Annotated in this window: 12 protein-coding genes and 1 pseudogene; 7 read left to right on the top strand and 6 right to left on the bottom strand. The window is 75.6% G+C overall.

What is annotated here, in order from left to right; all coding sequences use genetic code 11:
• The first annotated feature begins 118 nt into the window (after positions 1-118).
• The 4 genes from KIT14_07885 to KIT14_07870 are packed head-to-tail and all read left to right on the top strand — an operon-like array spanning position 119 to position 4,227.
• A complete protein-coding gene (locus tag KIT14_07885; protein MCW5890458.1) occupies positions 119-1,066 on the top strand; it encodes a DUF4215 domain-containing protein in 948 nt (315 codons plus the stop codon).
• 55 nt (positions 1,067-1,121) lie between these two features.
• Positions 1,122-1,778 (top strand): TetR/AcrR family transcriptional regulator, encoded by a 657-nt coding sequence (locus KIT14_07880; GenBank protein ID MCW5890457.1) that lies wholly within the window; start codon positions 1,122-1,124, stop codon positions 1,776-1,778.
• 26 nt (positions 1,779-1,804) lie between these two features.
• Positions 1,805-3,361 carry an SCP2 sterol-binding domain-containing protein gene (locus KIT14_07875; protein MCW5890456.1) on the top strand — a complete coding sequence of 519 codons (1,557 nt, stop codon included), beginning with the start codon at positions 1,805-1,807 and terminating at the stop codon, positions 3,359-3,361.
• Positions 3,358-4,227, top strand: a complete 870-nt coding sequence (locus KIT14_07870) for an alpha/beta hydrolase (protein ID MCW5890455.1) — start codon at positions 3,358-3,360, stop codon at positions 4,225-4,227. The genes KIT14_07875 and KIT14_07870 overlap by 4 nt, the downstream gene beginning before the upstream one ends.
• Before the next feature lie 22 nt (positions 4,228-4,249).
• Here KIT14_07870 and KIT14_07865 read toward each other — a convergent pair whose 3' ends face one another.
• The 4 genes from KIT14_07865 to KIT14_07850 all read right to left on the bottom strand — a co-directional run bounded on the left by KIT14_07865 (position 4,250) and on the right by KIT14_07850 (position 7,799).
• Positions 4,250-5,167 (bottom strand): RluA family pseudouridine synthase, encoded by a 918-nt coding sequence (locus KIT14_07865; GenBank protein MCW5890454.1) that lies wholly within the window; start codon positions 5,165-5,167, stop codon positions 4,250-4,252.
• A 4-nt stretch (positions 5,168-5,171) separates the two neighbouring features.
• Complete coding sequence (locus KIT14_07860) at positions 5,172-5,747, bottom strand: hypothetical protein (protein MCW5890453.1); 576 nt, start codon at positions 5,745-5,747, stop codon at positions 5,172-5,174.
• Between the two features lie 193 nt (positions 5,748-5,940).
• Positions 5,941-7,077: an acyl-CoA dehydrogenase family protein gene (locus tag KIT14_07855; GenBank protein ID MCW5890452.1), complete on the bottom strand. Its 1,137-nt coding sequence runs from the start codon at positions 7,075-7,077 to the stop codon at positions 5,941-5,943.
• 68 nt (positions 7,078-7,145) lie between these two features.
• Positions 7,146-7,799, bottom strand: a complete 654-nt coding sequence (locus KIT14_07850) for a TetR family transcriptional regulator (GenBank protein MCW5890451.1) — start codon at positions 7,797-7,799, stop codon at positions 7,146-7,148.
• Positions 7,800-7,853: 54 nt separating this feature from the next.
• Here KIT14_07850 and KIT14_07845 point away from each other — a divergent pair, with 54 nt between their 5' ends.
• Positions 7,854-8,495: an isoprenylcysteine carboxylmethyltransferase family protein gene (locus KIT14_07845; protein MCW5890450.1), complete on the top strand. Its 642-nt coding sequence runs from the start codon at positions 7,854-7,856 to the stop codon at positions 8,493-8,495.
• Between the two features lie 24 nt (positions 8,496-8,519).
• Positions 8,520-9,935: a YdiU family protein gene (locus KIT14_07840; protein ID MCW5890449.1), complete on the top strand. Its 1,416-nt coding sequence runs from the start codon at positions 8,520-8,522 to the stop codon at positions 9,933-9,935.
• A gap of 35 nt (positions 9,936-9,970) precedes the next feature.
• Here KIT14_07840 and KIT14_07835 read toward each other — a convergent pair whose 3' ends face one another.
• Both KIT14_07835 and KIT14_07830 read right to left on the bottom strand, forming a co-directional pair.
• Positions 9,971-10,180 carry a hypothetical protein gene (locus KIT14_07835; GenBank protein ID MCW5890448.1) on the bottom strand — a complete coding sequence of 70 codons (210 nt, stop codon included), beginning with the start codon at positions 10,178-10,180 and terminating at the stop codon, positions 9,971-9,973.
• Positions 10,181-11,013: 833 nt separating this feature from the next.
• Positions 11,014-12,393: pseudogene (locus KIT14_07830) on the bottom strand (ATP-binding protein).
• 129 nt (positions 12,394-12,522) lie between these two features.
• On the opposite strand from KIT14_07830, the gene KIT14_07825 reads away from it, so the two are divergent.
• Positions 12,523-12,900 carry a hypothetical protein gene (locus KIT14_07825; protein ID MCW5890447.1) on the top strand — a complete coding sequence of 126 codons (378 nt, stop codon included), beginning with the start codon at positions 12,523-12,525 and terminating at the stop codon, positions 12,898-12,900.
• Positions 12,901-12,928: the final 28 nt, after the last annotated feature.

The following is a 12,928-nucleotide window of genomic DNA, read 5'->3' as shown; positions in this document are numbered from 1 at the left end:
GGTGTCGGAGCATGCAGACGATTCCGTGCGTCGTGCGAACATTTGCCTTGACACCGAGGAGAGACCCCGGCTACCCGGCAAGCCCACTACACGCTGACTTCCGGGGGGGAACGTCACCTTGTCCATCATCGCGGCCGTCCGTCGTTCGGGCCTCGCTCCTTCGCTGCTCGTCCTCGCCCTGATCGTCCTGCCGTCGCCCGCCCGTGCCCTCATCTGCGGCGACGGCATCCTCGACCCGCTGCTCGAGGAATGCGACGACGGCAACGATCTTCCCGGGGACTGCTGTAGCCCGCTCTGTCGGCTCGTCGCCAAGGGCACCGAGTGCCGCCCGGCAACCGACGCGTGCGACGTCGCCGAGGTCTGCGACGGGCAGAGCGGCTTCTGCCCCGCCGACGTGCGCCTGCCGGACCGCGACGCGGACGGCGTCTGCGACGCCTTCGACCACTGTCCGGAGACGCCCGACCCGACGAACGCCGACGGCGACGCCGACGGGCTGGGCGACGTCTGCGACCCGTGCACCAACCCGGGCGGCATCCCGATCCTGAAGCCCAAGCTGTCGTTCTCGAAGCTCGGCATGCCGGTCGGCGACGACACCATCCGCCTGAAGGGCAACGCCCTGGTTCCCGGCGAGCCCCCGATCGACCCGATCCGCTCGGGCCTGCGGCTGCTCGTCGAGGACGGCCACGGCACCCCGGCGATCGACGCCCTGATCCCGCCGGGCTCGTTCGATCCCTTCGTTCGCTCGGGGTGGAAGGTGAATCCCCAGGGCACCGTCTTCTCGTATCGCGCCCGCACCGCGTCGGCCGCGACGAACGGCATCCAGCGCATCATCCTGAAGGTGAAGCGCGGCTACCGGCCGGGCGACGCCGTGGACGTCCGCTTCGTGATCATCGGACGCGGCGGCACCTACGCCGGACCGCGCGAAGCGCCGGTGGTCGTGACCCTGGTCCTCGCCCCGCCCTTCGCAGCCAACGGGCAGTGCGCCGAGGGCTGGTTCAACGCCCATGGCGACCGCGGTCCGCGCTGCGTCTACCTGAACAACGGCAACCGCTTCGTCTGCCGCTGACCGCCGGCGGCGCCGGGCTTGACCTCACGGCGCCGACCCCGTACCCAGGTGAACGGTGTCAACCACCACGCGTGGGCGGGCCGTCGCGGTCGCGCGCCGGGCGCGCACGGTGCGGCGCGGCGATCTGCGCAGCGCCCTCCTCGCCGCCGCCCGGCGCCTCTGGCAGCGCGACGGGGCCGATGGCCTGTCGGCCCGCAAGATCGCCGCCGCGGTCGGGGTCAGCGCGACGGCGCTCTACCTGCACTTCCGCTCGATCGACGACGTCCTCGACCACCTGCGCATCGAGGGCCACCAGCTGCTCGCCGGCTACCTGCGCCCGGACGACCCGGACGGCCCCGCCCTCGACCAGGTGCGCGCCCTCGGCCGCGGCTATCACCGCTTCGCCCTCGAGCACCGCGGCTACTTCGACCTGATGTTCCACGGTCCGCCCGGCCGCGCGCCGCACCGCGAAGCCGTGCAGCGCGAGATGTTCACGCTGATGCTCGTGCGCGACGTCCTCCAGCGCGGGCTGGCGCGCCGCGAGCTGCGCGCCGACCTCGACCTCACCGTCGCGACCACCGCCGTGTGGGCCCAGATCCACGGCGCCGCGACCCTGGCCGTGGCCGGCCTGACGCCGCTCACCACCGACGGCCAGGCGGACGCCGTGCGCGACGCGGTCATCGAGGCCGCGGTCGCCTGGCTGTCGCCTCGCGTCGCCACCCCACGAGGTTGACGGTGTAAACCGAGGAGACGCCGCCCATGTCCGCACCCCCGCGCCGCGCCCACACCGACTGGCCCTTCCCCTTCCCGCCGCCCGGCCGCCCGAAGCCGATGCCGGCGAGCGGCGTGCCGCCGCCCTCCGCGTGGCGCTGGCCGTACCGCCCGCAGCCGCCGAACCCCGTGCCGGGCCGCGCCGTGCCGGCGCCCGTCCCGCTCGACGCCTTCAAGGCTCGGGTCGCGACCTTCGCCGACGACGTCGGCGTGATCTCGATCGACGACCCGGCGATCGCCCACGAGCGCGACGAGATCCTCTACGTCTACCCGCACGCGCGCTCCCTCGTCTGTCTGGTCGGCGAGGAGAACCGCGCCGCCATGCAGTCGCGCTACCTGCCGACGGCGAACCACGAGCTCTATGCCTGCGAGGAGCGCGTCTTCCGCATGGGCCACGACGCCGTGCGCTACATCCGCTCGCTCGGCGGCGAGGGCGTGACGACCACGGTCGGCTGGCCGCAGGAGGTGAGCCAGCGCTGGGCCGACAAGCTGTGGCCGCTCAGCCACAAGCTGGTCGCGCAGGCCGCCGGCCTCGGCGTCATCGGCACGAGCCGCAACTTCCTGCACCGCCGCTTCGGCGCCTACTGCCTCCTCGACACGGTGCTGACCAACCTCGAGTGGCCCCGGGCCGACGCGCCGACCGGCTGGAACCCGTGCCTCACCTGCAACCTGTGCGTCGCCTCGTGCCCCACCGAGGCGATCAAGCCCGACGGCACCTTCGACTTCTTCGCCTGCTACAACCACACCTATCGCGACTCGATCCCCGGCTTCCTCGATCTCGTCGGCGACCTCGTCGAGCGCTCGCCGAAGGCGTTTCGCGCCCGCTGGGCCGACAACGAGATCGCGGCGCTCTGGCAGGCGCTGTCGTTCCGCGTCGAGTACCGCTGCTTCAACTGCGTCGCGACCTGTCCCGCCGAGATCGAGGCCGCGTTCCACGGCGACAAGGAGGTCCGCCGCCGCTACCTCGACGAGACCCTGAAGCCGCTGACGCACACGCGCGGCGAAGAGGACGCGCGCTTCGTCATCGACACGCCGGGCGCGCGTGCACGCTACGGCATCCCGCCGGGACGATGGCGCACACCCGTCGATCGAGCCGGCGACTCCTGGCGCAACGTCCGGCTGGTGCCGCTGCGTCGCATCCGCACGCAGAACGTCGACGCGATGATGCGCTGGATGCCGCAGTACTTCCGGCCGTCGGAGGCCGGCGACCTGCGCGCCACGGTGCAGTTCGTGCTCACCGGCCCCGGCGGCGGCGACTGGGTGATGCGCATCGCCGACCGCCGCTGCGAGCTGCGGCCGGGCGCGACGGAGGCGCCCGACCTGACCCTGCGCGCGCCCGCGACGTTCTGGCTCGCCGTCCACCGCGGCGAGCGCAGCCCGGTGTGGGGCCTCCTCACCGGACGCATCCGCCTGCGCGGCGACCGCGCGCTCTTCCTGCGCTTCCCGGCGCTCTTCGGCGTCGAGCCGGGCGAGGGGCCGCTCGCGCGCCTCGCGTTCGCGCTCAAGATGGCCTGGCGCCGCCGCCGTGCTAGGAGCGCCGCATGACCGAACGCACGATCCGCACGCCGAACGTCGACTTCGCGGTGCGGGAGCAGGGAGACGGCCCGCTCGTCCTGTGCCTGCACGGCTTCCCCGACGGGCCGCAGGGCTGGCAGGCGCAGCTGCCGGCGCTGGTGGGCGCCGGCTTCCGCGTCGTCATGCCGTACATGCGCGGCTACCGGCCGACGAGCGCACCGCGCGACGGCCGCTACGACGCGATGGGGCTCGCGGAGGACGTCGGCGCGCTCGTCGAGGCGCTCGGCGCCGACGACGCGATCGTCATGGGGCACGACTGGGGGGCCGTCGCCGCCTACTTCGGCGCGCTACTCGCGCCGCAGCGCGTGCGCCGGCTGGTCACGATGGCGGTGCCGTACGGGCCGCGCTTCTTCGCGGCGCTGCGCGACGACTACGCGCAGCAGCGGCGCAGCTGGTACATGTTCTTCTTCCAGCAGCCCATCGCCGAACGCGCGCTCGCGCACGACGACTTCGCGATGATCGACGGCCTCGTCCGCGACTGGTCGCCCGGGTGGACGCCGCCGTCCGCGTGGCTGACACACGTGAAGGAGACGTTCCGCCGCCCGGGCACGGCCGCCGCAGCCCTCGGCTACTATCGCCAGACGATGGGACCGCCGTTCGGCGACCCCGCGCAGCTCGACGGCGCGATCGCGGCGAGCGGCATCCCGCTCGCCCCGCCGGCGCTCTACGTACACGGCGCCGACGACGGCTGCATCGGCCGTGAGATCGCGGCCGGCATGGAGGCGTGCTTCCCCGCCGGGCTGCGCGTCCTCGAGGTCCCGGGCGCCGGGCACTTCGTGCACCAGGAGCGCGCCGAGATCGTGAACCCGGCCGTGCTCGAGTTCCTCGGCGCCTGACGAGCGGGCCGGCCGGGCCGCGTCACGCGCCCGCGGCGACGCGCGTACGCAGAGCTTCGAGCCAGCCGGCGAGGTCGGCCGGCAGCGGGCTCGTGAAGCGCAGCGGCTCGCCGCTGCGCGGATGCCGGAAGCCGAGCACCGCGGCGTGCAGCGCCAGCCGCGGCGGCTCGGGCCCGCCCGCGACGGCGACGTCCGCATCGCCGAGGACGGGATGCCCGGCGCCGCGGCAGTGGAGTCGGATCTGGTGCGTGCGGCCGGTCTCGAGGCGGCAACGCAGCACGGTCGCCACCGTGCCGAGGCGCCCGGCGACGGCGAGGTGCGTGACCGCGCGCCGCCCGCCGAGCGGCGCGTCGATCGTCGCGAGCGCGTCGGGGACGGCGCCGCACACGACGGCGACGTACTCGCGCTCCACGTCGTGCGTGCGGAACGCCTCCCCGAGCGCACGGTTCGCCAGCGCCGAGCGCGCGAAGACGAGGAGCCCGCTCGTGGGCCGATCGATGCGATGCACGAGGAACACGGGCTCGGGCGGCTGCGTGCGCCGGGACAGCAGGCTCACGAGGTTCGTGCGATCGCTCTCGGGCGTCGGTGCCGAGAGGATGCCGGGCGGCTTGTCGACGACGATCACGTCCATGTCCTGATGCACGACCGGCACCGGCGGCAGCGCCGCCTCGTCGCGCGCCCGCGCGGCGCGGCCCACGTCCTTGGTGGCCCGCGCGAGCGCCCCGCCCACGTGCGCGACGATCGCCTGCCCTGCGCGCACGCCGCGGCCGGCGATGCGCACGCGCCGGCCGTCGACGAAGACGCCGCCCAGGTCGAGGAGCACGCGTGCCTGGCGGCGCGAGAGCCCCGGCACGCGGAGCGCCAGCACCTGATCGAGCCGGAGCCCCTCCTCCACCGCACGCACCGTGAAGGCCACCCGGCGCGCCCCCGCGGGCGTCACGGCGTCAGGGCCTGCTCTTCCTGCCGCGCGAGCTGCGCGCCGGCGTCGCCGGCGTCGCGCGCGGCGGCGGCGCCTCCACCGGCTGGTCGAGGATGCGCATGAACTCCCGCGCCAGCATCTCGATCGCGTCGCGCTGCGGCCCGTCGAGCCCCGCCAGGGCCGCCGCCGTCGCGACCCGCCATTCGCCGAACATCTCCGGCGTCCCCGTCACCACGCCGACCGCCTGCATCGCACGCAGGGTCGCGCGGCGCATCGCCTCGGTCTCGACCGTGGACCGCGGGACGTCGCGCTCCATCGAGCGCAGGTAGAGGCGCGCATGCGGATTCGGGTGCATCGTCTGTCCGGTGACGACCCGCGTGGCCCGCGTGACGACGCTCGCCTTCACCTCACGCTCGACCGCCTCGATGACCACCGGGCGATCGGCCGCGGGCATGGCGTGGAAGCTTGCGAGCCACCGCGCCAGCAGCGGGTCGCCCTCGATCTTGCGGACGAGCCCCATGGCCGCGATCAGCATGGCCTGGAGGGTCTCCAGGCTCTCGAGCGCGTCGGACGGTGGGGGGTCGTCGGCGGCGGCGGTCATGCTCGGAGAAAACTGTGTTGCCGCACGAGCTGTCAAGGCAGGAATGCACGTACGGACGCCGCGCGCAGGCGAGCGTCGCGTCGGCGAGCGCCGCCGCCGCGACGCCCCGGCTCACTTGCCCGCGGCGCTCCGCCTCCGCCGCGGACACCGGTCGCGGGCCAGCAGGTACTCCGTGGCACGCGGGCGTCGCTCGTCACAGCATGCTCGTGTCGGCGTCGACGCCGAGGAGCACGCGGCCGGTCAGCTCGAGCGTGGGCTGGGCGACCATCATGTGCTGCGTCGCCACGTGCACGTCGCGGAAGCAGCGCTGGAGCGGGCTCGCGGCGTAGATCGCCGTGCCGCCGCCGGCGCCGTACATGCGGTCGGTGACGCGGGCGGCGGCGGCGGTCGCATGGGTGGCGGCGAGGCGCAGGCGGGCGCGGGTCGCGAGGTCGAGCGCGCCGCCGCGCAGGGCGACGTTCCAGGCGCTGCCGACCGTGTCGCACAGCCAGGTGCGCGCCGACTCGAGCTCGGCCGTGGCCTGCGCGACCTCGCTCTGGACCGCGCCCCGCTGGGCGAGCGGGCGGTGCATGCCGGTCGGCGTCTTCGTGCCCGCGAGCGCGAGCAGCTCGTCCCACGCGCGCCGCGCGATGCCGAGCGCGACGGCGCCGATCCCGAGCGCGAGCAGGCCGAAGACCGGGAAGGCGTAGAGCGGCCCCGCCGCGTGCGGGCGCTCGTCGACGAGGGACACGGTGCGCGCCATGGGCACGCGCAGGTCGTCGACCGCGATGTCGTGGCTGCCCGTGCCGCGCAACCCGGCGGTGTCCCAGGTGTCGATGATGCGGGCGTCGGCGGCGGGGAACAGCGCCAGGCGCGCCTGCGGGCGGCCGTCCGTCGCGACCAGGACGCCGCCCATGAGCCAGTCGCAATGCTGGCAGCCGCTCGCGAACCGCCAGCGGCCGGCGATGCGCCAGTCGCTGCCGTCCTCGACCGCGGTGCCGGTGGGCGCGAAGACGCCGCCGGTGACGACGTCGGGCGCCTCGCCCCAGATCGCGCGGGCCTCGGCCTCGGGCAGGTACGCGCTCACCACCGCGCTGGTCGCGCCGATCATCGCGCACCAGCCGGCGGCGCCGTCGGCGTGCGCGATCGCCTCGAGTACGGCGAGCAGCGTCGACACCGGCGCCTCCCGCCCGCCGAGCGCGCGCGGCACCGCCAGGCGAAACACGCCGGCGCGGGCCATCGCGGCGGCGAGCTCGGGCGGGAGACGGCGCTCACGCTCGGCGCGCTCGGCCGCGGCGCGCACGCGCGGCAGCAGGTCCGCGAGCGGCTCGTCGAGCGAATCGTCGCGCATGGCGAACGTCGGCGCGGCCATGGCCGCCTCGTACCCGGAAGCGCGCTGCGCCGTAAAGCCCGCGCGGCTCAGGCGACGGGGCGCGCGCGCGGGTCCCCGGCCACGTAGCGCACGACGAGCGCCGTCACCTCGGTGATCCAGGCCTCGCGGTCGGCGGCGCGGCCGAGGTGCAGCACGAGGCGGTGGGTCAGCGCCTCGACGGTGTGCACCACGAGCGTCGCCGCGAGCGTCGCGTCGGCCACGCGGGCGTCGGGATGCTCGCGCAGCAGCGCCGCGATCCCGTCGACCATGGCGGCGTCGATCGCCACGAGCCCGCGCCGCAGGCGCGCCGGGATGGGCGCCTCCTCGAAGAGCACGCGGTGCAGCGCGGGCTCGTGTGCGTGCAGCGCCACCATCGCCGTGACGAACCCGCGTACGATCGCGGCCAGCGACCGCCGGCCCGCGCGCGCCTCGGCGACCAGCGGCGCGAGGACGCCGTGCGCCTCGTCGAGGTGGCGCTCGAGCAGCGCGCTCAGGATGGCGTCCTTGTTCGGCCAGTACTCGTAGAGCGACCCGACCGACACGCCGGCGCGCTCGGCGATGCGGTTCGTGGTCCCCGCCGCGTAGCCGTGGGCGGCGAAAACCCGAGCAGCCGCCTCCAGGATGGCGGCGGACGTGGCCTGGGCGCGGGCCTGGCGGGGGCGCCGGCGCGGGGCGAGACGGTCGGAGCGACGGGCGTGCATGGGGCGCGTCTAACCCGAGTAGCGAATCCGAGCAATTGCTCGCATGCTGAGCGCATGCTCGATCGCACCGCCGTCGCCTGCCTCGCCACCGCCTTCTTCGTCGGCCTCGCCTTCGTCTGGCGCAGCTGGATGCAGTGGCGCCGCACCGGCTCCACCGGCTTCCGCGGCATCCACGGCCGGCCGCTCTCGCCCGAGTGGTGGGGCGGCGTGCTCTTCGTCGTCGGCTGCGCGGCGACGGTCGCCGCGCCCGTCCTCGCCTGGACGGGGGCCGCGCCGCCGTGGCCCCCGCTCGCGCGACCGGCGACGCTGTGGGCCGGCCTCGCGCTCGTCGCCGTCGGGACCGCGGGGACCCTCTGGGCGCAGCTCGCGATGGGCACCTCGTGGCGCATCGGCGTCGACCCGAGCGAGCGCACCGCCCTGGTGACGGACGGCCCGTTCCGCTGGGTGCGCAACCCGATCTTCACCGCGATGCTGATCGGCCTCGCCGGCCTCCTGCTGCTCGTGCCCGGGCCGCTCGCGACGCTCGCGTTCGCGATCACGCTGGCCGGCGTCGAGCTCCAGGTACGCACCGCCGAGGAGCCGTACCTCGTGCGCACGCACGGCGCCGCGTACCTCCGCTGGGCCGCGCGCACCGGGCGCTTCCTCCCCGGCGTCGGACGCCTCGCCGGCATGGCGCCGCCGGCGACGGCCCGCTAAGCCTGCGGGCTCGCCTCGCCCCCCATGCCGATTGCACCCGACTATCGCCCCGCCCCGGTCCATGCCGCGCTCGGCGACGCGTTCTACGACGTCGTCGCCCCGGCCCGCTTCCCCGAGCACCGCCTGCGCTTCCGCAACCAGGAGGCCGCGAGCCGCATCGGCCTCGGCGGGCTCACCGACGCCGAGTGGGAAGCGCACTTCGCGCGCTTCGAGCCGCTGCCGGAGAACCTGCCGCGGCCGCTCGCGCTGCGCTACCACGGCCATCAGTTCCGCAGCTACAACCCGCAGCTCGGCGACGGCCGCGGCTTCCTCTTCGCGCAGCTGCACGACGCCGTCGACGGCCGCCTCCTCGACCTCGGCACCAAGGGCAGCGGGCAGACGCCGTGGTCGCGCGGCGGTGACGGGCGCCTCACGCTGAAGGGCGGCGTGCGCGAGGTGCTGGCGACGGCGATGCTCGAGGCGTGCGGCGTGCCGACGTCGCGCTCGCTCTCCCTGTTCGAGACCGGCGAGCCGCTGTGGCGGGGCGACGAGCCGTCGCCGACGCGCTCCTCGGTGCTGGTGCGCCTGTCGCACTCCCACGTGCGCTTCGGCACCTTCCAGCGGCTCGCCTACGAGGGCGAGGTCGCGAATCTCGGGCGCCTCGTCGAGCACTGCATCGCCTACTACCTGCCCGAGGCACGCGGCGCCGGCGACGCGCCGTTCGCGCTGCTGCGCGCGGTCACCATCCGCAGCGCCCGGCTCGCAGCGGCGTGGATGGCGGCCGGCTTCGTGCACGGCGTCCTCAACACCGACAACATGAACGTCACCGGCGAGAGCTTCGACTACGGGCCGTACCGCTTCCTGCCGCACTGCGACCCGACCTTCACCGCCGCGTACTTCGACGAGACCGGCCTCTACGCCTACGGGCGGCAGCCGGCCGTGGTGCAGTGGAACTGCGAGCGCCTGGCCGACGCGCTGGCTCCGCTCGGCACGCGCGCCCAGCTGGCGCCGGCGCTCGGCGCCTACGCACCGGCGTTCCGCGAGGCGCTGCCGGCGGCGCTGCTCGCCCGGCTCGGCCTGTGCGCGCGCAACGCCGACGACGACGCCCTCCTCGTCGAGTCGCTGTTCGCCTGGCTCGGCACGCGCCGCGTCGGCTGGGATCGCTTCTTCTTCGACTGGTGGGGCGGCGCCGCCAGCGCCCCGCGCGCGGCCGCGTCGCCCGCGGCCGACGCCTATGCCGAGCCCGCGTTCGCACCGCTGCGCGCGCGGCTCGAGGCGCACGCCCCGGCGGCGCCCGCGCGGCTCGCCCTGCCCTACTTCCGGGCCGCCGCCCCGTGCACGCTCCTCGTCGACGAGATCGAGGCGCTGTGGGCGCCGATCGCGGCCGTCGACGACTGGGGGGGCTTCCACGCCAAGCTCGACGCGATCGCCGCCCGGCGCGAAGCGACGACGCTCGACTGACGGGCCGCAGCGCAGGGCCGCGGCCCGCCCCCCCCTCACGCGCCCGCTTCGTCGCGCCCGTCCGGCCGCAGGCGATGCGGCACCCACGCCACCGCGAGGCGCGTGACGGCGAGATCGCCCTTGCGCGGCGCGATGCGCAGCTCGTCGAGCGGCAGCGTGGCCGGCTCGACGGTCGCGGCGAGCGCCGCCGCCTCGGCGTCGAAGGCGGCCTGCGCCTCGGCGAGCCGGGCCTCGACCGCGGCCACGTTCTCCTGCGCCTGGGCGGCGTCGGCGCGCTCGCGGCCGCTGACGCGGCCGCGCGCACCGCGCCCGCCGCCCGGCCGACGTTGGTCGCACTGCCGAGCTTGCGGCCGAAGAGCGCGCCGAGGAGCGTCGAGCCGACGGAGACGGCCGTCGCCAGCGTCTGCTCGCCGACCTGCGCCTGCTCGCGTCGCGCCCGCTCCTCGGCCTGCCGCCGGCGCTGGCGCAGGGCTTCGAGCTTCGTCCAGCGGCGCGCAGCTTCGCGACCGCGGCGTCGCGCGTCTCGCGCGCGAGCGCCGCCAGCCGGCCGCGGAACGCCCCCTCGCTCTCGCCCGGCTGCTGGGTCGCGCCGAGCGCGGCGTGGGAGGACGAGCGGCCGACGCCTGGAGGTGCGCCACGAGCGCCTTGCGCCACGCGGCGTGGCTGGCCGCACGGCCCGCGGCCGCCGGCAGCGGCGCGAAGCCCACACCCGGCACCGGCTCGCCCATGGCGACGGCGGCCGGACGGGCGTCCGTCCACGGCGAGCCCCGCCGCGGCGTCCGGCGCCGGCGCCAGCAGCGTCACGTCCTCCCCCAGACGTCGACGTTCGCCTTCGCCTGCACGTAGTGGAGCGCGCAGTCTGGGCGCGGGCGATAGCCGTGCACCTCGTCCGCGGACCAGCCCGCCGGCAGCGCCAACGCACTCGTCGACGCCGGGCGGAAGCACGGGGCGGGTCGCGGAGCGGCGGCGGCGGCCGGTCGCGTCCGCCCCCGCCCGCGGGCACGACGCCGGGCGCGGCCGCCACCGCCGCTGCGGAGCCCGCCGTCCCCTCCTCCCCACGCAGCAGCGTCAGATGGGCGCGCGACAGCGGCCCGCGCAGCCACGACAGCGTCCAGCGCGTCTGGAACAGCACCGGCGCGTCCTCGTGCACGTCGTGCAGGAGGAAGATGCGCGGCCCGAGCGCGGAGAGGGCGCGATCGAGCCAGGCGCGATCGACCGCCTTGCCGGCGGCGGCGCTGGCGCCCTCGAGACCGTCGAGGAGACGCGCCTTGTCGCGCTCGGCCTGGAGGCGGCCGATCATCCACGTACCCGCGTTGGTGAGCGCCTTGTAGTCGAGGTCGACCGGGTTCTGGGTCGCCAGGACGACGCCGAGGCCGAACGCACGCGCCTGCTTGAGCAACGTCAGCAGGGGCGTCTTCGACGGCGGGTTGGCCGTCGGCGGCAGGTAGCCGAAGACCTCGTCCATGTAGAGGAGCGCGCGCAGCGTGCTCGTGCCGGGCTGCGTGCGCATCCACGCGATCAGCTCGCCGAGGAGCAGCGTGACGACGAACATGCGCTCCGCGTCGGACAGGTGCGCGATCGAGACGACGGCGACGCGCGGACGACCGTCGTCGCCGAAGAGGAGGCGGCCGACGTCGAGCGGCGTGCCCGTCATCCACGCCGCGAAGCCGGGCGCCGCGAGCAGCCCGTTCAGCTTCATGGCGAGCGCGAAGCGCTCCTTCGCGGGGAAGAACGCCTCCAGGTCCATGACGCCGACGCGCTCGAGCGGCGGCGACTGCACGGCGCGCACGAGCCCGCCGAGGTCGAGATCCTGCCCCGCGCGCCATGCCTGCTCGAGGATGGTCGCGAGCAGGATGTGCTCGCGGCTCTGGAGCGGATCGGCGTCGAGCCCGACGAGCCCGAGCAGGCCCGCGGCCGCGGCGGCGATGCGATCGCGCAGCGTCTCGACGTCGGCACGTACCGCCGGCGGCGGCGCCGCGAACGAGCGCAGCAGGGCGAGCGGCGTGCCGGCGCTGCTGCCCGGCGTATAGACGGTGACCGTCGCCGCCGCGCGCAGGCGCGCGATGCGGTCGCCGTCCTGGTCCCAGCCTGCGAGGCCGTCACGCCAGGCGGCCGCGGTCGCGGCGGCGGCGGCGTCGACGCTCTGCCCGCGGCGTGCCGCCTCGTCGGGGTCGACGAACGGGCGGAAGTCCTCGGGCCGCAGCGCCGGGAAGGTCAGGGCGAGGTTGCCGAGATCGCCCTTCGGATCGATCACGAGCGCCGGCACGCCGTCGAGCGCCGCCTCCTCGAGGAGGGCGACGCCGAGCCCGGTCTTGCCGCTGCCGGTCATGCCGACGATGACCGCGTGCGTGGTGAGATCGCGCGCGTCGTAGAGCAGGAGCGCGTCGGTCGGTCGTGCGGTGGTCGGATCGACGACCCGTCCCAGATAGAAGACGCCGAGCTTCTCGTAGTCCTGCATATCGCGTCCGGCTCCTAGCCCAGCGGCGCCGCGGTGTCAGTCCCCCGACGCCGCTGTCACGCCCCCGGGCACCGCGGGCACGCGAGGCCCGCGCGAGCGTGCCGCGCGAGCTGGTCGGCGGATTGCATCATGCGCCCGCCCCGCCTGCCGCGCCCCCTCTTCGTCGTCCTCGTCGCCGCGCTGGCCGGCTGCGTCTCGTCGGGAGCGCGCTGGGATCGCCTCCAGAACCTCGACCGCGCGGCCCGTGACGCCGAGCCGACCTGCGCGGCGGGCACGGCACGCGTCGACGCCCGGCTGTGGCGCGGCCGCGTCGTACGCTTCGCGCGCCAGCCCTGGACCGACCGCGCCGCGTTCCGCACCGTCCGGCAGGACCTCCTGCGCGACCTCGCCGCCGTCCGCGAGCGGGCGTGCGCCTGGGAGACGGGCTTCGTCGACCACCTCGCCGCACGCGTGCAGGCGCACACCTGGCCGCAGGTCGCCGCGCGGTACGGCGGCGCGGATTCCTGAGCCGCACGCTCGACCTGCCGGCGCCGGC

The sequence above is a fragment of the bacterium genome (genome assembly GCA_026129405.1).
In the GTDB taxonomy this organism is placed as follows: Bacteria; Desulfobacterota; Binatia; order DP-6; family DP-6; genus JAHCID01.
This window is presented reverse-complemented; position numbering and strand designations above follow the sequence as displayed.

What these genes read in the sequence shown, in the direction of transcription:
- KIT14_07875 (MCW5890456.1), top strand. Translation starts at nt 1,805, where the DNA reads ATGTCCGCACCCCCGCGCCGCGCCCACACCGACTGGCCCTTCCCCTTC.
- KIT14_07870 (MCW5890455.1), top strand. Translation starts at nt 3,358, where the DNA reads ATGACCGAACGCACGATCCGCACGCCGAACGTCGACTTCGCGGTGCGG.
- KIT14_07860 (MCW5890453.1), bottom strand. Translation starts at nt 5,747, where the DNA reads ATGACCGCCGCCGCCGACGACCCCCCACCGTCCGACGCGCTCGAGAGC.
- KIT14_07855 (MCW5890452.1), bottom strand. Translation starts at nt 7,077, where the DNA reads ATGCGCGACGATTCGCTCGACGAGCCGCTCGCGGACCTGCTGCCGCGC.
- KIT14_07850 (MCW5890451.1), bottom strand. Translation starts at nt 7,799, where the DNA reads ATGCACGCCCGTCGCTCCGACCGTCTCGCCCCGCGCCGGCGCCCCCGC.
- KIT14_07845 (MCW5890450.1), top strand. Translation starts at nt 7,854, where the DNA reads ATGCTCGATCGCACCGCCGTCGCCTGCCTCGCCACCGCCTTCTTCGTC.
- KIT14_07840 (MCW5890449.1), top strand. Translation starts at nt 8,520, where the DNA reads ATGCCGATTGCACCCGACTATCGCCCCGCCCCGGTCCATGCCGCGCTC.
- KIT14_07825 (MCW5890447.1), top strand. Translation starts at nt 12,523, where the DNA reads ATGCGCCCGCCCCGCCTGCCGCGCCCCCTCTTCGTCGTCCTCGTCGCC.